The sequence below is a fragment of the Aestuariibius insulae genome, from assembly GCF_040783535.2.
In the GTDB taxonomy this organism is placed as follows: Bacteria; Pseudomonadota; Alphaproteobacteria; order Rhodobacterales; family Rhodobacteraceae; genus Aestuariibius; species Aestuariibius insulae.
In genome coordinates this window covers 93,083-111,753 of sequence record NZ_JBFONW020000007.1, presented here as the reverse complement: position 1 = coordinate 111,753, position 18,671 = coordinate 93,083, and the positions used below count along the sequence as shown (strand labels likewise).

Genomic DNA, 18,671 nt, shown 5'->3' with positions numbered 1-18,671 from the left:
TGGCAGTCTATACACCAATGCTGATAAAAAAGCTCAGGATTTATTTAGCCAGACATTCCATGACGTTGACCGAACCCGGTCGATCATGGCGTCAAGCAAACCCAATGGTGAATACGCAGACCGGAGGTTTGAATGCGGAAAAATTCGCTTGTCTTTGCACTGGCTGTCGCGGCCAGTCAGGCGATGGCCGAGGATCCGTCTGACGGCCTCTCGATCGAGCTGAATGCAATACAGACCGAAGATCTGTCCTGTCGACTGACATTTGTCATCACCAACGGCATGTCGACGAAAATTGAGCAGGCCGTCTACGAGATCGTCCTGTTCGATCCCGATGGGCAGGTCGAACGGCTGACACTTCTCGATTTCGCAGCTCTTCCGTCCGAGCTTTCGCGGGTCCGGCAATTTGTCGTGCCGGATCTGACCTGTGATCAGCTTGGGCGGATACTCTTCAACAATGCCCATACCTGCATTTCCGAAACCGACAATGCAGATGCTTGCTCGGCCTCGCTCCAACTGAGCTCAAGAACCCAGATCGAGGTGATCGGATGACTGCCGTTATCGATCTTTTCCGCCGTATCGAAGAGCTTGGCGGACCCGTCGTTCTGATCCTTATCGGTCTTTCGATCGTCACGTTAACCGTCATGCTTTACAAGTCTTGGCAATTTGCAGTGGCGGGCGTCGGACGCCACCGCGAACTCAAGGCAGCTGTAGCGGCATGGGATCAAGGCAGCCGCGGCGATGCGCGATCTCATCTCGAGCGCTCTTCCAGCTATCTGGCTCCAGTCGTGGAAATGAGCATGGAGAGAGGAGACGGTTCGGCCTCCCGTCTTGAGGCGGAGGCCGAAGCGAGATCCCGCAAGCTGGAACGGGGTCTTCGATTTCTGGATAGCGTCGCGCAAATCGCACCGCTTTTAGGCCTCTTCGGAACGGTCCTCGGCATGATCCAGGCCTTCCAGGCCCTGCAGGAGGCAGGGGCACAAGTCGATCCTTCGATCCTGGCCGGGGGGATCTGGGTGGCGCTTCTGACAACGGCTGTCGGGCTGGCCGTTGCCATGCCAACCGCTCTCGTTCTGAGCTGGTTCGAAGGGAGAATGGACAACGAAAGGATGATTGCCGAGACTGCAATCCAGACGATCCTAAGTCCTCGGGATATCGACGTAACAGCCGCAGAGCCGGCGTCTGGTCAGGCCTATGCTGAGGCGTGAGCGTCGTAAACGCAGACTGTCTATGACGTCATTGATTGACGTTATCTTCCTTCTGCTGCTTTTCTTCATGCTCAGTTCCACCTTCTCGCGATTCGCCGAGGTCGAACTTGCAAGCGCTCCGGGCCAAGGAGATGCTCTCCCGGATGCGACGCCAGCGTTTCTGCAGGTTGAGACCGGTCGCCTTGCCTTGAATGGCACGGCAATGACAATCGAGCAGCTGACCCCCGCATTGATCGCAATTCCCCGCAGCGGCGAACGCCTTCCCGTATTGGTCAGCCTTCGGCCGGATATCTCATCACAACGGCTTATCGATGTCATGGTGGTCTTGCGAGGTATCCCCGGACTTTCGATCGCTGTTCTCGGGCAGATGTCATGAGACCGCGTCGCCGTAAATCTAGGCTGGAGCCGACCATTGCCCTGATCAACATCGTCTTTCTGATGCTGATCTTCTTCATGGCGGCAGGAACGCTTGCGCCGCCGCTCGATCGCGACTTGCAGCTTGTCTCGACAGCGGAGCTCGACGGGGCGCCACCACCGGATGCGTTGGTCATCCATCCCGACGGTCGCATGAGCTATCGCGGAGAGGATCAAGTATCCGTCGCCGGTTTCATGGACGCACTGACCGAGGAAGAGAGGACCGTCCTTCGTGTTGTTCCGGACCGCGCTTTGCCTGCGCAGGATCTCGTGGAGATCACCGGAAACCTGCACCGCGAAGGCGCGGGACGGGTTGTTGCGGTGACGGAGCGTGGTCTGCCATGATCCGATCGTCTTTATGGGCCATATCTGTTTTCGCCGTTATCGCGGTGACATTTCATCTGGTACCCGCTCTGGCCTTCGTCTCTGAAGAAGAGGCGCTGATCGAGAGCCGCACAGGCTCGTTCGAGGCGCGGATCGGCTCCAGCTTTGCAGACTTCAGCCAAGGGATCCTGGAGGCGGAAGCCGTAACCGCGTCGGAAACGCTTACTCCGCAGACGCCCGAACAGGCCGAGCCAAAGACGAGCGCAGAGCCGATCAGCCCCTCGGACACCGTGTCAGCAGAGACCGCAATCCCGCGACCGACATCGGATGCCTTAGCCGGACCCGAGGCCCCGGTGCTCGCCCCGTCACAACCTTCGACCCCTCAATCAGCCGAGCGCGTCTCTCCCCGGTCAGCCGAGCAAACACCACCGGCAGAGACGCTTAGAGCGATCGAGTCGACGACAGCAGTCTCCCGGTCCCTTCGCCCCAGCCCTCGCCCGGACCGCCCGCGACAGGCAGAGCGGCCGCGCCGATCGGAGCCCCCGCAAACGGAGCAGGCCCCGTCGAGAGGAAACAGGGCGCAGCAAAACCAGACCGCTGGTTCAGCGCAGGGAACGCAACGCGCAACGTCCGCGCAAGCCGGCGTAAGTTCGGGCCAAGCCGTGGAGGCTGGCACGACGGCGGCAGCGACCAACTATCCAGGCGAGGTCATGCGCCGCATCTCTCGTGTCCCCAAGCCACGCGTGGGCTCCAGGGGACTTGCCGTCGTCAGCTTCAGCATAGCGGCCAGCGGCGGGCTCCAAAGCGCATCAATTGCGCAAAGCTCCGGATCAGCTCGGTTGGATCAGGCAGCCTTACAGGTCATTCAGCGTGCCGCGCCATTTCCGCCGCCACCGGCAGGCGCCAGGCGGAGCTTTTCCATCAGGATAGAAGGCGCGGGGTGACCCTCTTTTTTGAACAAAGCTGTACTTGGGGTGCGATCAAGACAGTCCCGGACCCCAATCTCGATAAGAATGTGATCCGGCAATATCGCTGTAAAGAGAATTCTTTATTCAAGGATGCGCCACAGGTTTGCGGCGCATCATTTGCTCTATTTAGAATGTTCGAGCCAGTGAGAGCTTGATATTGCGTCCGGGGGCCGGGCGCGTCGACAGATGCGGCGTAAATTCCCGGTCGAAAGCATTCTCCAACCCCAACCGCAGCTCGGATCCCTCCAGAACGCCCTGCTGCGGGACGTAAGTCGCGCGAAGATTATGAACGGCGAAACCGGGGCTTCGGTCATCCTCTCGATTCTCTGCGCGCGCGGCCACGATCTCCCAGCTTAGATCGAGTTCCTCTCCAAACCGCTGACCTAGGGTCAGACGCGCCGAGTCCGCTGGCGTGATCCGCCAATCGGTCGTCCTACCGTTCGCGTCGGTCTCTTCACCGGCGACGATATTGGCATTCAGATCGACGTAGAAACCACTTCGCATTGCATAGGACGCTTCAAGCTCGAACCCCTCGGTCTCCACGCGGTCCAAGGGCTGGCTCTCTATGTCATCAGGCCCCGGGCCCACGAAAACATCAGAAACATAAGAGGTCACTTCCGTCAGTTCGGTCCGGTAGAATGTACCCTTGATCGCCAGCACATCCTCGTCCGCGAAGATGCTCGTGCGATCAAGCGAGGCGCCAAGCTCGAACGTTCGCGCCTCCTCTGCTTGCTCCATCAACTCGTCGTTCTCGAGATCGTCGAGGATTGGGAGGTTTTCGGTGTAGGCCGCAGATCCGAACAGCGCGACCCCGTTGGAGAAGGCATATCGCACCGAAAGTCCGCCGACCAAGGCATCGTTGTCATAGGACACATCTCTGCCGTCATCGAGGGTTCCGTCGATCTCGGAGGTCTCATAACGCAAGGCCGGTGTAATCGTCCAAGCCTCCCCGATCCGCATCTCATCGATAGCAAAGAACGCGACGCGGTTGTCTTCTCCACCCGGAGCAGAGGCCGCATCGAGCCTCTCTTTCCGAAGAAGCTCAACGCCCGCCCGCAATTCGTGGTCGACACTGCCAGTAGTGAACAGGCTCGTATTCCTGATGCTCAGCTTCGTCGTTTCGTATTGTTGATCGGCATTAACGACGCTGAAGCCTCCTTCAGGAAACGGAAAGTCGCATGGAAACGGGGGGCCGCCTTCACATGAAGAGCTGCCCTCAACGTATTCCTGCTCGATCTCCTGGTTCGCATAGGACAGATCAACCGTGACGTCGATCAAATCGTCGCCCGGTGGATTGTACTCGTAGGACAGGACTGCCGTCTCGGTCTCGATATCGCGATCTACATTGCCGAAGACATCGTCAGACGTCAGAAACGTATCATAGGGCACGTCCCGATCACTCTCGCTTGTCTCGGTGTAGGTCAGCGACAGCGCGTGAGCTCGATCCTGGCCAAATCGATACCGGCTCTTAATCAAGGATGACGGCAGGTCGAAGGCGCTGTTGCCGATGTCTTCGCCATCGCCATCGGTCTGGAAATCCTGCTCGCGCCACGTGTAGTTGGCAAGGAACTCCAGATTCTCGGTCGGCTGCCACGCGACGATTGACGACGACGTCAGACCATCGCCATTCGTCGTGAACTGAAGCGTTTGCCGAACCCGCACACCTGGCTCGCCACCGGTGAAGTCAGATGCATCTTTGGTCTCCAGAAGAACGACACCGCCCACAATTCCAGTCCCGTATTCGAAGCTGCCGACTGTTCCACGAATAACGGATACGCTCTTGAAAAGCTCAGGATCGGTAAAGAGCTGAGTTCCGATCCGATAGATTTCTTCGCTGCCGACGCTGGCTCCGTCGATCTGGATCGCCACCTTCTGATCGCTGCCGAATGTGCTGTTCGCGCCGAAGCCTCGGATGTTGATACCCGACCCGTTCGGCGTAGAACCATTGACCAAGCTCACGCCCGGGACGCTGTCGATCAACTCGGCGACAGTGCCAGCCTGACGATCGTCGATCTCGGTCTGGTCGACCTCCGTCACTGGCGTCGCAGTGTCAGTCGCGACCTCCCGCTTGCTCTCCCCAAGGACGATAGTCCCCAGAAAGACACCGTCCTGCTCTTCCTGTGCCGTGACAAGTTGGCCTGACAAGCAGGCTAAGGCGCATGTCGTTCCATAAAAGAAACCGCGTTTCATTTGCATATTTTAATCCCCGAAACCCTTTGGATGTGCCTTGGGCTCGCGGGGGCTGGCTGGGCAGTTCTATTCTGACGAGCGAGATTTCCCGCCGGCCACACTTGTTTGTCCTACAAAGACCTACTAAAAGCGTCAACAATAGGAGGTAGCCGCCGCCATCCTTCCAAACGGATTTCTGGAGGCCACCTTATGACTGAAACGCTCGTTCTCACGTCTGCTGATCTTCGCGCGGCTCGACTTGAGAAGCCGAAGATCCGTGATCGCGATCTAGCCGCGGCGCTCGGCGTATCGGAAGCCGAACTACTCGCTGCCCATGTTGGCCCGAAGGTCATCCGCATTCACGCTCACCCTGACCGGCTGATGCCAGCTGTCGAGAGCTTTGGCCCCGTCATGGCGCTTACTCGAAATGCCTCCTGCGTCCATGAAAAGGACGGTCTTTATGCGAACTACCATCCGGGCGAACATGCCGCGATGATCCTGAACGAGGCTATCGATCTGCGGATCTTCCCGTCTCACTGGCGGTACGCTTTCGCAGTGGAAACAGAGACCGAAACCGGGCCGCGGCGCAGTTTTCAGATCTTCGATGCAGCAGGTGACGCGGTTCACAAAGTCTTTCTGCGCGATGGAGCTAACCTTGATGCCTGGGATGCGGCGAAGCGGGACCTCGCCATGACAGACCAGTCCGATGCAATGCGCACCGATCCGCGTCAGCCGCCTGACGGTGCCAAATTTAACATCGCCAAACTTGATGTCCTGCAGGAAGAATGGCGGCGCCTGACCGATACGCATCAGTTCCTGCGGCTATGTGCGAAGCTCAAGATGAACCGGCTCGGCGCCTATCGCATCGCGGGTACTCCGTTTGTGAGACCTCTCGCGGTCTCTGCGGTCGATACAATGTTGAAAAGAGCGTCTGCCGACAAGATCCCCCTTATGATCTTCGTCGGCAATCGCGGCTGTATCCAGATCCACAGTGGACCGGTGCACGAGATCAAGCCGATGGGACCTTGGCAGAACGTGCTCGATCCAGAATTCAATCTTCACCTTCGGCTCGACCATGTCGCGGAAGTCTGGGCTGTCGATAAGCCGACCAAGCGCGGTTCGGCCATTTCGGTCGAAGCTTTCGATGCGGATGGCAGTCTGATCCTGCAAGCCTTCGGCGTCGGAAAGAAGGGGGCCGATACACGTCCTGCCTGGAACGCGCTTGTCGAGACGCTGGAGACGGCGTCATGAGGGGTCTCTTCGTTGCAGCCGCCCTCCTTGCCCAGCCGCTTGCCGCTCAAGAAGATCGCATCCTCGCTTTGGGAGGCTCCGTCACCGAGATCGTATACGCCTTGGGCGAAGGCGACCGGCTTATCGCCCGTGACACAACGTCCGTCTATCCCGAGGAGGCTCGCTCCCTTCCCGATGTCGGCTACATGCGGGCGCTGTCGGCTGAAGGCGTTCTCTCGGTCGAACCGGCCCTCATTCTGGCGGAAGAGGGTGCCGGTCCGCCAGAAGTCATCGATGTTCTGGAAAGCGCCCGCATTCCGTTGATTATCGTTCCCGATGAGTTTTCCTCGGAAGGGATCCTCGCCAAGATCGATGCAATCGGCCGTACCCTTGAGGTAGAAGACAAGGCCGCAGATCTGCGCGAGAGCGTCGCCGCTGATCTTGGCGCCGCCAGAGAGCGGGCTGCCTCTTTGTCAGGCAGTTCACCCAAGCGGGTCCTGTTCATCCTCAGCCTGCAGGACGGTCGCGTGATGGCGTCCGGAGCGGAAACAGCAGCGAATGCGATCATCGAGCTGGCCGGCGCAGAGAATGCAATCACGTCCTTTACAGGTTATAAGCCGCTGACAGACGAGGCTCTAACGGCGGCAGCGCCGGATGCGATCTTGATGATGGACCGCACCGGTGATCACGCCGCCACCGACGATGAGCTGTTCGAGATCCCCGCTCTGTCGCTCACTCCGGCAGCGCAAAGCAAAGCGGTCATCCGAATGAATGGTCTTTACCTGCTCGGCTTTGGGCCCCGTACCGCATCGGCGGCAGAGGAGCTGAGCGAGGCGCTCTATGGCGGCTGACATCGCCGTGCAACCGGTCGCGGATCGGCGCCAGACGGCGCGGCAAATGCATCTTTGGCTTATCGGCCTTCTTGTCGTTGTCAGTTTGCTCAGCCTGACAAGCGGTGCCGCTGACGCCTCGCTTGTGAACGCCCTCACAACACTTTCCCGGGGTGAGCCGCTGAGTCAGCTTGAGCGGGTCGTTCTGCTGGACGTCCGTCTGCCTCGCCTTTTGCTGGGCATCGTGGTCGGCGCCGCGCTCGCAGTGTCGGGGGCATTAATGCAGGGGTTATTCCGCAATCCACTTGCCGACCCTGGCATCGTTGGCGTCAGCGCAGGCGCGTCCTTGGGCGCGATCGTGGCCATCGTTCTGGGGCCGCTTCTGCCGACGGCAATTGCCGCCTATTTCGGAAGCGCATTGACTGCGGTTGCCGCATTCTTCGGAGCCTGGATCACGATGATCCTTCTTTACCGCGTCTCCACCCGGCAAGGCCGGACATCGATTGCAACAATGCTGCTTGCGGGGATCGCCTTGGCGGCGCTGGCCGCTGCCGTATCGGGTCTCCTGATCTACATGGCCGACGATCAGCAACTTCGTGATTTCACGTTTTGGAACCTTGGTTCTCTGGGCGGGACAAGCTGGTTGAAGGTCTGGATCACAGCTCCCATTATCCTTGGCTCCATCCTGCTCGCGACACGCCTTGCCGACGGTTTGAATTGCCTCGCTCTTGGAGAGGCTGCCGCACGTCATCTGGGGATCCGAACGGAGCGTCTTAAGACCGGAACCATCCTTCTCACTGCTGCGGCAACCGGATCGGCGGTCGCGGTTTCGGGAGGGATCGGTTTCATCGGCATCGTCGTACCGCATCTTCTGAGGCTTGCGAACGGCCCAGACCATACAACGCTCATCCCCAATGCGGCGCTCTTGGGCGCGTCTTTGCTGATTGCTGCCGATATCATTAGCCGAACGATCGCGGCCCCCGCCGAGCTTCCGATCGGCATCATCACGGCGATTCTCGGAGCGCCTGTGTTTCTTTGGATCCTGCTGCGCCGCACCACCCTCGTGGATCTCTGACGTGCTAGAAGTCCAGAATCTTACAGCAACCCTGAACGGGAAGACGGTTCTTAAAGGGATTACAGCGCAGGCCAAGCCCGGTGAGATAACCGTCATTGTCGGGCCGAACGGGTCCGGCAAGACGACGCTTCTCCGCGCATTGTCCGGAGATCTTCCCTATAGCGGCGTCGCGACGCTCAACGGCGACGATATTGCTGCCGCTGATCCCGCGAAACTGGCCGGTCTTCGCGCGGTTCTGCCGCAAACGACGCCGCTCGCATTCCCGTTCACCGCGGCAGAGGTCGTGGGTCTCGGCGCAAGGGCCGGGATAGGGGCGGCTGACCTGACCATTCCAGCACTGGCGCTCGCGGCAGTCGATCTTGGCGGATACGGCGGACATTTCTATCAGCAGCTATCGGGCGGCGAGCAGCAGCGCGTTCAGCTTGCCCGGGCGCTTGCGCAGGTATGGCACCCGGTCTTGGACGGCGTTCCACGCTGGCTATTCCTCGATGAACCCGTCTCCAGCCTGGATCTAGGGCACCAGATCCTCGTGATGAAACTTGCCAAGCAGTTTGCCGCGTCGAGCGGCGGGGTTATCACTGTCCTTCACGATCTCAACTTGGCAGGACTGTTCGCCTCGCAGGTGTTGCTTCTATCCAATGGATCCCTTCAGGCCGCCGGATCCGCAGACGAGGTCTTCAAAGACCAAACGATCGAAGATGTCTATCGATGCCGGGTCGTCACGCGTCAACCGCCTCTAGCAGACACCTTCTTCCTGCTTCCTCATGCCGTTGAGCTTATGTGACGACGGACCACGTCTCCAAAGCCGCATCCGACGTACCTTTATCGATCTTGTGCATTCGCGCGCACGGCCAAACAGTCATGGACGCGATCAGGCCACCAGATTTTTGAACCGACGATCAGTCGAAATATTCTCGAAAGATGGCCCCTTACGCGCCGCTGCCCCTTGACTGACCAGTTCAGAATATAAAGTGAACTTCGGCAACACTTCCCCAGCGGCATAAGGGCCGCACGGGCCGCAATCGCTCGCCACGCCCATCTCGTTCTTCGGTGTCGAATTCTATTTGCCGGCATCCGCCTCAATCAGGCTTGCCGAGATAGCCACGCGTTGGCCCTCGATCAAATCACCGTCGAAGCGGCGCGCCAGTGTCAAAAAACGAATGGCGCCGCAGACCTGTCTCACCCGCAGGCCGAACTACTCATAAAAAAGGTAGAGTAAACGGCTGCGAAACCGTTCAGACCGAGACAGAAGACCCATTATGCCCATACGCGTTTAAGCATAATATCCATTGCAGTCATACTCAGTCCGGGCGGGCGCGAATTACATGTAGGCCGTAAGCGTCGCGGTGTGTCTCCCGACCATCCATACTGCGAGAGTATGATGTTTCATCGACTGTCAGAAATACGACATCCGAAGGCTCGTTTCCGCGTGTTGTGAGATAGAGTTGTCCATCGACGTTCCGCATCGAATACAGAAAACCCCCGTGAAATTCGGTAGGCTGACGGAAGGAAATCTGCTCGCCGCGATGCGTCAGTCTATAATATCCGATACCCATCCAATCAAATGATATCACCGGAATAAAATAGTAAAGATAGGGCCATTCATCGAACTCGGTAAATTCGAAACCGACCAAATCGAGCCGACCGGAAAGTTGTTCGAAACTGTAGGCCGGAGTATATTGCCGCTCAGGCACAATATGCAGATGGACATATCGCGCATCATTCTCAAGGTCGAGAAACTGCACGGAAGAGGTCAGACGCCGCCGTTCTATCAGATGACCATCCTGGCTGACAGACAGGACGAACCGGCCAAAGTATCCCGGCTCCCACGGCTCGACCGGGTCCGCGACGATCAGATAGCTGCTGTCCTGCTGATCGAACCAGATCTCGCTCCACCCGTATACCAGCTGCGCAATCTCGTAGTTTTCGCTTTGCGGGCCTTGCGACAAGGAGGGATAGGTACGTTCTTCAGCAGAAAGCCGCATGCCCGAAACAAGGTTCAGCGCAGGTACATGCAGCACATATGCCGCCATGATTCCCAAAACGAACAGGGCCGCTATGGTGGCGATCTTCATTGGCGGTTCTCCATCTACCACGATGCCCCTCTGACTACTCCAACCGATCTTGCAATGCGATCACCTCCCAGGCGGCCAGTATTCGAACCGTCATGCTCTGATCGTATTGCGGAGAAGCGGATACGATCAGGCCTACTCCCCTGCGGAGTACTCGATTTGAGGGTGGCCTGCTCTCCAACTGAGGAGAAGAGCGAACGGAGAGAAAGCGTCTAAACGCAGTGCAGATAATCGGCCTTTCTAACGAGCATCAGGCTGGGATGAGCGCACTTGATCTGCGCTGCGAGGACGGGGATCCATAAGGCAGCCGTCTACAACTGGCATCGTAAGGAGGGCGGCGTCGAAGTCGCCGATGCGAAGCGGCTTAAAGCGCTGGAAACCAAAACCGCAAGGCTAGAAAGAGGTTGGCCAAGCGGATGATGGAAGTGGCGGTACTAGTAGAAAATGCTCAGAAAAAAGTCTGAGGACAAGCTATGTCCCGCGATCGGTCCGGGCAACAATGGCGAACGTTCGAGGAGGAAAGCCGTGGATAGGGCGATTGAGAACAAGAGCGGCACGCGGTGGCAAGTCTGCGGCTCCCCGGGATCGATCCGCGTGTTTCTCGGCGCCGCTCGAAGCGACCGGACCGATCAAGGAAAGAGCATCGGTCATGCAGAGCAAGACACAAAAGCCAGTTCGTTTTGACATTTTTGAAGGGACCCGCGCCTCCGTCGAGACGTGGATGGAGGACGAGCTCACAGTCGGCTCCGAGTATCTTTGGCCTTGCCCCTTTCGTAAGCGCCTGCACACTTCGACGCACCGATAGGCATAGATCGTCCGCGATTGAGTCACATCGATCAATCGAGAATCAAGCGCCTATGGAACTCATTTGAGTAGGCGGACGAAGGTAACTCAAATCTACAAGAAAGCAGAAGACTTGCGAGCGGTTCAGCTTTTGAGTTTACAGTATAGTGCGGTATCTAGGCGTCGAGTTCGACGATGCGTTAGCAATCGCAAAGGCCGTCAAAATATAGCGGCTTTCGGATCGCCTTCGTCCTCCGGCCCGTCGGGGATATTGAGCAATGCATTCGGCGCCGCAGTACAGCTTTCTAGCAAGCAGTCGTCTCCTGACGAAACCGTTTGACCTATTCCAACGAAACACGAGGCCTCGATCAACCTGTCCAAGGGCATGTCGCGCCGATCGCTGGGGATTGATCGACGATTGAAGCTTGGTTTTGATTGGACGGCGTCGGCGAGCATCTAAATGCTAAATCCGCTCTCGCCTCCGACGCCAGAGAGCTTGTGCCGGATGTAGCCGCGCTTGATGGTTCTCATCGTTTCAATTCTGTTTGGGATCGCCTGGGCCGCTTCCAAGGATCGAAAGCTCTGGCGATAGCCGAGCGATCGCTTCATAACGGCGTGATCGCTTTCGATCAGGTTGTTGCACCACTTTCGGTCGATGTGCCGGCTGCGGCACAAATGTGGATCATAGCAGTGATGATTTCGCCGATAACGCGGTGATAGGCCTGGGCCTTGTCCAAGCAGATCGCAACGGGTCGGTGCAGATAAACAGGCTCGATTGCCTTTCTGAAGAAGGCTTTGGCCGCGTTGGCATCCCGCCATGCCGTTAGCGAGAAGTTGACCAGACGGCCACTCGCACCGATTGCGCGCCAGAGGTAGCGTCACTTGGCGCCAATGCGGGTAGAAATCTCGTTTGCTTAACAATCGACGCTGGCTCGACGCAGATCGCTCTCGGTCCGCTTTATGACCTCTGGACTGACTTTCCGAGCCCGGTGATCCACAGTGGATCGATTAACTGTGACGCCGCGCTCGGCGAAACGATCACCGACATCCTCGAAGACAAAGGATAGCGCAGATACCAGCGCACCTCGCAAAGGACGACGTCTCCTGAAAAGCGATGGTGCTTGAACAGCGATCTGCGCAGCATGCTGAACCGTCAGAGCGACACCTCAGGCAATGCATCAATCCGTGTGATCGTTGATCGCTGCTTGAGCGGCGCGCGTTGTCGTGGCGCGCTTGTGACGAACTTGGCCTATAGTGCCTTTTTCCATTACTCTAAGCGGATCGCGCCATCAAATCCTGGGATCAAATACCCATGGACTTTGTCGTATTCTGCAGCCGTCCGCGAAACCAGCGACGGAAGACAACGAAGCCCGGTGCGGCCCGGTCCCAGATCACGTCAGCCAAAGGCATTGAACCTAAATTATTGACAGGTTCGGAAAAACCTGCACCCTAACTGGTATTGAGGCCGGACCAGCATATCAGAGAGAACCGGTCAAGGGAGGACAGTATGACTATTCGTTTCGAAGCAGCATTGGCGGCTTCTTTCATCATGGCGAGCTCGATCGTCATTGCGCAGGACTATTCGGAGCCGGTGCGCGGGAATTACGTGATTGAGAACTTCGAGTTTGAGACTGGTGAGGTTCTGCCGGAAATGAACGTCAGTTACCTTACAATCGGTGACCCCTCGAACCCGGCCGTCCTGATCACGCATGGCACGACGGGGCAGGCAAAAGGGATGCTCGGTGAGGCTTTTGCCGGTAATCTTTACGGTCCCGGGCAGCCGCTGGATGCGGAAAAATACTTCCTTATTTTGGTCGATGCCATTGGCGCGGGGGAAAGCTCCAAACCGTCGGATGGGTTACGCGCGGAGTTTCCAGAACAGACGCTGATGGACATGGTCAATGCCCAGAAAATGTTGCTTGAGGACGGCCTGGATATCGATCGCCTGCATCTGAAGATCGGCTTTTCGATGGGCGGCATGCTGACCTGGACGTGGCTCACGGAATATCCTGAATTCATGGATGGCGGGGTGCCCATTGCCTCGCTTCCCGGACCGATGGCCGGTCGCAACTGGATGATGCGCCGCATGGTGATCGACGCGGTGCGGGATGACCCCGCCTGGATGGACGGCAATTATGAAGAGCAGCCGCCGATGTTGCGCTACATGTCGGCATGGTTCGGCATTGCAACATCGAACGGCAACCTGCGCCTGCAGGAACTGGGTGCGACCCGAGAGATGGCAGATGCCTTCGTCGACGAGCGCAAGGAGCAGCAAACCGTCGGTGACGCGAATGACGTCATGTATATGTGGAACGCCTCGCGAAACTTCGATCCAACGCCCAAGCTGGGCGACATCCAGGCCGATTTGCTGGTCATTCTGAGCCAGGATGACGAGCGTAATCCGGTAGAGTTGCCCATGCTGGAAGAGAACATGGCGAAGATACCGAATGCCGAGCTTTACATCGTGCCCGAGGATAACGAGACGCGCGGGCACGGCACGACATTCAATGCGAGTTATTATGCCGATGTATTAGGCGAGTTCATGGCGCAGCTTCCGAACGCACCCCAATAGAACAGGCCAAAAATTACAATCGGAAGGGGCGCCATCAGGCGCCTCTTTCTGTAAGTGTCTGCGACTTTGTCAGCGGTCGGGGGAAATCTTGCTGTCGAGAAACGCGCGAGTCGTGACATAGATGCGGGTTGCATGATCGATCACAGCCCGTTCGGCCGCTTTTGCATCACGCGCCTCCATGGCCTGCAGGATCAACCGGTGATCCGACAGGCTTTCAGCGATCGACCCGGGTTGAGCGACGATCCGGCGACGATGATCCAGAAGGTGATTGTATAGCGACATCGCAATATCAAAGAGCGCCTCGTTGCCCGCGGCACGGTAAAGTGCCGTGTGAAACTCCCGGTCGCAAAGAAGGAATCGGACGGGGTCGTCGCCGCAATCCTCCTGCGCCGCGATAGAGGCCCGGAAGGCAGCGAGGCCAGCCGCGTCGATCCCTTTTGCGGCTTTGGCCGCGATGCGCTGTTCGACCAACAGACGGGCTTCATGGACGCTTTCCAAATCGTACGAGCCGTGGAAACCGACAGACGGCGTGCCGGCGGCAAGAGACCGGGTATCGGCTTTTGCAACTGTCGTGCGGGCGCCGTGGGCGACACGCAGGACACCATGCGAGGCAAGGATCGCGATGGCACCACGCACGGTCTCGCGACTGACCGAAAGAGATGCTGCCAGTTCGCGTTCACTGGGAAGTTCGTCACCGACCGACAGAACGCCAGAAGATACGAGGGCCGCCAGCTTTTCGGCAATCACATCCCGCACCGAACGGCGCGAAACATCCCCCATGAGCGCCTTCGTATCTTCCAGTTGCAGTCGTCTGGCCTGAACCACGTTATGGCACCTTTTCTTCGGAAATGACGGATGGGCGCGAGGGAGAAGCACCGGAAATTGAGCCTCTGAAATGTAACGCATTCAGAGGTTCGGCTGCAACCCGAGCGCATGTTGACAGGTGTTTCAAATTGGACCAGTGTCCATACCAGTGGTCCAATTTGATGGAGTTTCGTGTTGGGCCAGACATCCCGAAATTCGGGGTTTCTATACCGGGGCGGTCCGCCAGCTGCTGGCTGATGCGCTTCCAAAAGCCGAAAACGGTATACGATTGGGAGGAACGTTCATGACAAACCGCAAGTCCCTTGTGGGAGCTTTTTCAGCGGCATGCGCCGCGGCCTTGTTTGCTTTCACCTCGCCCCTTCAGGCGCAGGAGAACGGTGAGCTGGTCTACATGACGCCTGGGCTGGACCTGGCATTCTGGCGATACGTGTCGGAGGGTGTGAAATCCGTCGCCGAAGAGAACGGATACGGGTTCGCGGCGCTCGATTCCACGAACGATCCGCAAACGCAGCTTCAGAACGCGCAGGATGCCATCGCACGCGGCGTTTCCGGCATCGTTCTGTCGCCGACGGACAGCTCGACCGCGCCCGCGGTTCTGCAATTGGCGCAGGACGCAGGAATCCCGGTGGTGATTGCCGATATCGGCACTGATTCCGGTGAATTCGTCTCGGTTATCGGATCCAACAACTATGAAGGCGCCAGCGGCGTGGGAGAGGCCCTCGCCTCGGCGATGCAGGAGGCAGGCAAGACGGAGGCGACTGTCGGGATTGTCGGCATCAGTCAGGCCCGGCTCAATGGCCAGGCACGGACAAAGGGCTTCAAGGATGCGATGGCAGACGGCGGCGTCGTTGGGGATGCTGGGCTTCAGCAGATGCAGGCCTACACGGCTGACGAGACGTTCAAGTTCACCCAGGACATGATCACCGCAAATCCGGATATGGGCGGGATGTTCATTCAGACCGACGGGCCCACATTGGGGGCATTGCGCGCCATCAAGGCCGCGCGGATGGACGGGGACGTTTTGGTCGCCGCCTTCGACGGCATCCCGGAATTCGTCCCGCTTCTGCAATCGGGAGAGCTTGTGGTGTCCGGAATGCAGCAGCCTTACTTGATGGGCGTTCGTTCTGCAGAAGCGATGCTGGAACATCTGGACGGCGGCACTCCGGACAAAGAGATCACCGTCCCGATCCTTATCGTGACGTCAGACAATATCGACGGGATGCTGCCGACGATCCGGGAAACGGTCTTTGCTAACGAGATCGAGTGATCGGACTTCCCTTGCGCCGGGGGGCTTCATCCCCCCCGGCGACTTGCCGAATGACAGCATGATCCAGACCGACCTTCAAACCGCCAGCACCGCGCGCGCTGACCCTTTGCTCATGGCGACGGGTGTCGTGAAGCATTTCGGCAAAACGCGCGCGCTGGTCGACGCTGCGCTGACGCTTCGCCCAGGCGAGGTGGTCGGTCTTCTGGGGGCCAACGGCGCAGGCAAGTCGACCCTATCCCGGATTATCTCGGGCCATATTCAGCCGACGGCCGGGACGCTGGTCTTCGATGGTGCGCCGCTTGTCTTGTCGTCCCCACGCGATGCACTGGGCCAGGGCATCGCGCTTGTCGCGCAAGAAACATCGCTCGCACCTGATCTGTCGGTTCTCGAAAACATCTTTCTGCCCGATCTGGCCACCCCGGGGCGCCTGTCGTTCCGCGGGATGCGCCAGCGGGCAAATACGCTTCTGTCCGGTCTGGGGCACGAGCATGTCCTGCGGCTCGATGCGGAGGTCAGATCGTTATCGGCGGCCCAGCGCCAGCTGGTCGAAATCGCCAAGGCGCTGGCTCTGGACGCGCGTCTGGTGATCTTCGACGAACCCACGGCATCGCTTTCTGCGACCGAGGTAGACAGGCTTTTCGATATCATGGATCGCCTGAGGGCCGACGGCCGTGCATTGGCCTTTGTCTCGCACCGGCTCGAAGAGGTGTTCTCGATCACCGATCGCGTCACGATCCTGCGCGAAGGGCGCGCCGTTGCCGAAGACCTCGTTACCTCGGAATTGACGCAAGGCGACATCATTCACCATATGGTCGGCCGGGATATCGGTGCGATCCATTCGCCTCGTCGAAACGCGCCGAACGACGTTGGCGACACTGTCTTTGAGGTCCAGGGACTTCAGGCGTTGCCTTGGGTTCGAGACATGAGTTTCTCGGTGCGCTCCGGTGAGATCCTCGGTCTTGGCGGGCTGGTCGGCGCCGGACGGTCCGAGGCGATGGAGGCGATCTGGGGTCTGCGCGCCCGGCAGGCTGGCCGGATCATGGTGCGCGGTGAAACTGTCCGGTTACGAAAACCGTCGGACGCCGTCCGCGCGGGTCTCGGGTTCGTCGCCGAGGATCGCCGTGCGCAAAATATCGTCCCCGATCTTTCGGTGTGCGAGAACCTGCTTCTCGCCCAGATGGGCCAGCACCGCGGATTCTGGCGGGGCTACGGCCAAAGGGCCGAGAAAGCCGCTTCGCTTCTGGCGGATCTAGGGCTCCCTGTAGACCGGCTGGACACAAGCCTTCTGAACTATTCCGGCGGGATGCAGCAGAAGATCATCATCGCGCGCTGGCTGCTGACCGAACCGGATATCCTGATCCTCGACGAGCCGACCAAAGGTGTCGATATCGGCACGCGGTCGTCCATCTACCGGATCCTTCAGGATGCAGCCGATGACGGACTTGCCGTGATCGTTATCTCGTCGGACTTCGAAGAACTTCTAGGTCTTGCTGAACGGATCGTCGTCGTCTCCGACGGAGTTAGCATCGCGGATCTGTCCGCAGAGCGCCTAACGGAGGAAAAACTGACTTTACTCGCAGCACCGCGCAGCTCGACCCGACGCAACCAGGCCTTGCTCGACGAACTTTCAGAAGTCCATGGCGGGGATGCGTTCTGGACCCTTCTCGATAAAGAAGAAGCGATCTGCCTGGCGCAGTCAGGGGCTCGGCTTTCGGGGCTAACACCCGGTGAAGCCGCGATGGCGGATGAAACGAACATTGCCGACGCGATCCGAAAGCGCAGCGACGATTTTGTCGTCGAAGCGGCAGGCCAACGGACGCTTCTGTCTCAGATGACCGACCGGCGCGGCCACGATCTGGGATGGATCGGGCTGACGCTGTCCGGGGCAGAGACCCTGCCGGATCCCGCGGCGATCCGCACCCGCATTCAGGATCTGACGAAGGGTGAGAGCTGACATGGTAGACTCCGCATCGTCGCAGTCACGCTTGCCGTCCATTACAGGAAAGATCCTGCGCAGCCTTGAGATCAGGATGCTGGGCCTTGCCCTGCTGCTGGCGATCGTCCTGTCTTTCTCGTCACCTTTCTTTCTGACCGAGCGGAACATCTTTAACATTCTCGATCAATCGGTCGTCATCGGTATCGTCGCAGTCGGCATGACCTTCGTGATCCTGACCGGCGGGATCGACCTGTCGGTCGGTGCGGTCTTTGGCCTGACCGGCGTGATCCTGGCGCAGGCCCTGCAGATCATGCCGATCCCGGTCGCGATCCCCCTTGCCGTTCTGGCCGGCGCCGGGATCGGTTTGTTCTCGGGGGTGCTTATCGCCGTCTTCGGTCTGGCGCCGTTCGTCGTGACGCTTGGCGTCATGGCGATCGGTCGAAGCCTGTCTTTCATCTTTTCCGGGCAGCGCAGTATTTCGGGCCTGCCTCCAGATCTGGAAGCCATCGTCTATTCGACCTTCCTCGGCATCCCGGCAAATGTCTTGTTCCTGATCTGTCTCTATCTTCTGGCCTGGGGGTATCTGACCTATACGAAAGGGGGACGGACCATCTATGCCATCGGGTCGAATATCGAGGCCGCGCGCGCCGCCGGCCTGCCGACCCTGTCCTATTCGATCATGCCATACGTCGTCTCTGGTGCCCTGGCAGCGGTCGCCGTCACCTTTTCGCTGGCGCAGATCATGTCGGCCGATCCTTTGGCAGGAAACCAGCTGGAACTCGATGCTATTGCCGCCGTCGTGATCGGCGGCGCCAGTCTTTACGGCGGGCGCGGATCAATCATCGGCACGCTTCTTGGAGTTCTCATCATGGTGATGATCCGCAACGGCCTGAACCTTATGGGGGTTTCACCCTTCTGGCAGGGCACCGCCATCGGATCGATCATCATTCTCGCCCTTCTCGCCGAACGCCTGATCAATTGGCGGTCAAATCGCAGCTGAA

The 18,671-nt window shown here is 58.7% G+C and carries 17 protein-coding genes and 1 pseudogene; 14 read left to right on the top strand and 4 right to left on the bottom strand.

What is annotated here, in order from left to right; genetic code table 11:
- Positions 1 to 132: 132 nt before the first annotated feature.
- Genes AAD018_RS17930 through AAD018_RS17910 form a run of 5 tightly spaced genes read left to right on the top strand, consistent with a single transcriptional unit; the run spans position 133 to position 2,887 of the window.
- Positions 133 to 549, top strand: coding sequence for a hypothetical protein (locus tag AAD018_RS17930; protein ID WP_367316509.1), 417 nt, complete (start codon positions 133 to 135; stop codon positions 547 to 549).
- On the top strand, positions 546 to 1,205 hold the full coding sequence (locus tag AAD018_RS17925; RefSeq protein WP_367316508.1) for a MotA/TolQ/ExbB proton channel family protein: 660 nt from the start codon (positions 546 to 548) through the stop codon (positions 1,203 to 1,205). The genes AAD018_RS17930 and AAD018_RS17925 overlap by 4 nt, the downstream gene beginning before the upstream one ends.
- Positions 1,192 to 1,581 (top strand): ExbD/TolR family protein, encoded by a 390-nt coding sequence (locus tag AAD018_RS17920; protein WP_367316507.1) that lies wholly within the window; start codon positions 1,192 to 1,194, stop codon positions 1,579 to 1,581. Before AAD018_RS17925 ends, AAD018_RS17920 begins: the two co-directional genes overlap by 14 nt.
- Positions 1,578 to 1,964 (top strand): ExbD/TolR family protein, encoded by a 387-nt coding sequence (locus tag AAD018_RS17915; protein WP_367316506.1) that lies wholly within the window; start codon positions 1,578 to 1,580, stop codon positions 1,962 to 1,964. The genes AAD018_RS17920 and AAD018_RS17915 overlap by 4 nt, the downstream gene beginning before the upstream one ends.
- On the top strand, positions 1,961 to 2,887 hold the full coding sequence (locus AAD018_RS17910) for an energy transducer TonB family protein (protein WP_367316505.1): 927 nt from the start codon (positions 1,961 to 1,963) through the stop codon (positions 2,885 to 2,887). Before AAD018_RS17915 ends, AAD018_RS17910 begins: the two co-directional genes overlap by 4 nt.
- Positions 2,888 to 3,037: 150 nt before the next feature.
- Here the strand turns inward: AAD018_RS17910 and AAD018_RS17905 are convergent, their stop codons facing one another.
- A complete protein-coding gene (locus AAD018_RS17905; RefSeq protein WP_367316504.1) occupies positions 3,038 to 5,101 on the bottom strand; it encodes a TonB-dependent receptor domain-containing protein in 2,064 nt (687 codons plus the stop codon).
- A gap of 189 nt (positions 5,102 to 5,290) precedes the next feature.
- Here AAD018_RS17905 and AAD018_RS17900 point away from each other — a divergent pair, with 189 nt between their 5' ends.
- The 4 genes from AAD018_RS17900 to AAD018_RS17885 are packed head-to-tail and all read left to right on the top strand — an operon-like array spanning position 5,291 to position 8,999.
- Positions 5,291 to 6,331, top strand: coding sequence for a hemin-degrading factor (locus tag AAD018_RS17900; RefSeq protein ID WP_367316503.1), 1,041 nt, complete (start codon positions 5,291 to 5,293; stop codon positions 6,329 to 6,331).
- Positions 6,328 to 7,161 (top strand): heme/hemin ABC transporter substrate-binding protein, encoded by an 834-nt coding sequence (locus AAD018_RS17895; protein WP_367316502.1) that lies wholly within the window; start codon positions 6,328 to 6,330, stop codon positions 7,159 to 7,161. Before AAD018_RS17900 ends, AAD018_RS17895 begins: the two co-directional genes overlap by 4 nt.
- Entirely contained in the window at positions 7,151 to 8,215 is a 1,065-nt protein-coding gene (locus tag AAD018_RS17890; RefSeq protein ID WP_367316501.1) for a FecCD family ABC transporter permease, read from the top strand. Before AAD018_RS17895 ends, AAD018_RS17890 begins: the two co-directional genes overlap by 11 nt.
- Before the next feature lies 1 nt (position 8,216).
- Positions 8,217 to 8,999 (top strand): heme ABC transporter ATP-binding protein, encoded by a 783-nt coding sequence (locus tag AAD018_RS17885; RefSeq protein WP_367316500.1) that lies wholly within the window; start codon positions 8,217 to 8,219, stop codon positions 8,997 to 8,999.
- A 517-nt stretch (positions 9,000 to 9,516) separates the two neighbouring features.
- Here the strand turns inward: AAD018_RS17885 and AAD018_RS17880 are convergent.
- Entirely contained in the window at positions 9,517 to 10,290 is a 774-nt protein-coding gene (locus AAD018_RS17880; protein WP_367316499.1) for a hypothetical protein, read from the bottom strand.
- A 267-nt stretch (positions 10,291 to 10,557) separates the two neighbouring features.
- On the opposite strand from AAD018_RS17880, the gene AAD018_RS17875 reads away from it, so the two are divergent.
- Complete coding sequence (locus AAD018_RS17875; protein ID WP_367316498.1) at positions 10,558 to 10,707, top strand: transposase; 150 nt, start codon at positions 10,558 to 10,560, stop codon at positions 10,705 to 10,707.
- 819 nt (positions 10,708 to 11,526) lie between these two features.
- Here the strand turns inward: AAD018_RS17875 and AAD018_RS18425 are convergent.
- Positions 11,527 to 12,214 (bottom strand): annotated as a pseudogene (locus AAD018_RS18425) (IS6 family transposase).
- 363 nt (positions 12,215 to 12,577) lie between these two features.
- Here AAD018_RS18425 and AAD018_RS17860 point away from each other — a divergent pair.
- Positions 12,578 to 13,642 (top strand): alpha/beta fold hydrolase, encoded by a 1,065-nt coding sequence (locus AAD018_RS17860; protein ID WP_367316497.1) that lies wholly within the window; start codon positions 12,578 to 12,580, stop codon positions 13,640 to 13,642.
- Positions 13,643 to 13,711: 69 nt separating this feature from the next.
- Here AAD018_RS17860 and AAD018_RS17855 read toward each other — a convergent pair whose 3' ends face one another.
- Positions 13,712 to 14,467, bottom strand: a complete 756-nt coding sequence (locus tag AAD018_RS17855; protein ID WP_367316496.1) for a FadR/GntR family transcriptional regulator — start codon at positions 14,465 to 14,467, stop codon at positions 13,712 to 13,714.
- Between the two features lie 283 nt (positions 14,468 to 14,750).
- On the opposite strand from AAD018_RS17855, the gene AAD018_RS17850 reads away from it, so the two are divergent.
- Genes AAD018_RS17850 through AAD018_RS17840 form a run of 3 tightly spaced genes read left to right on the top strand, consistent with a single transcriptional unit; the run spans position 14,751 to position 18,670 of the window.
- Entirely contained in the window at positions 14,751 to 15,734 is a 984-nt protein-coding gene (locus AAD018_RS17850; protein ID WP_367316495.1) for a substrate-binding domain-containing protein, read from the top strand.
- Positions 15,735 to 15,792: 58 nt separating this feature from the next.
- The gene (locus AAD018_RS17845) at positions 15,793 to 17,688 is read left to right on the top strand and encodes a sugar ABC transporter ATP-binding protein (protein ID WP_367316494.1); all 1,896 of its coding nucleotides are present in this window, start codon (positions 15,793 to 15,795) and stop codon (positions 17,686 to 17,688) included.
- Position 17,689: 1 nt separating this feature from the next.
- Positions 17,690 to 18,670, top strand: coding sequence for an ABC transporter permease (locus tag AAD018_RS17840; RefSeq protein WP_367316493.1), 981 nt, complete (start codon positions 17,690 to 17,692; stop codon positions 18,668 to 18,670).
- Position 18,671 lies beyond the last annotated feature (1 nt).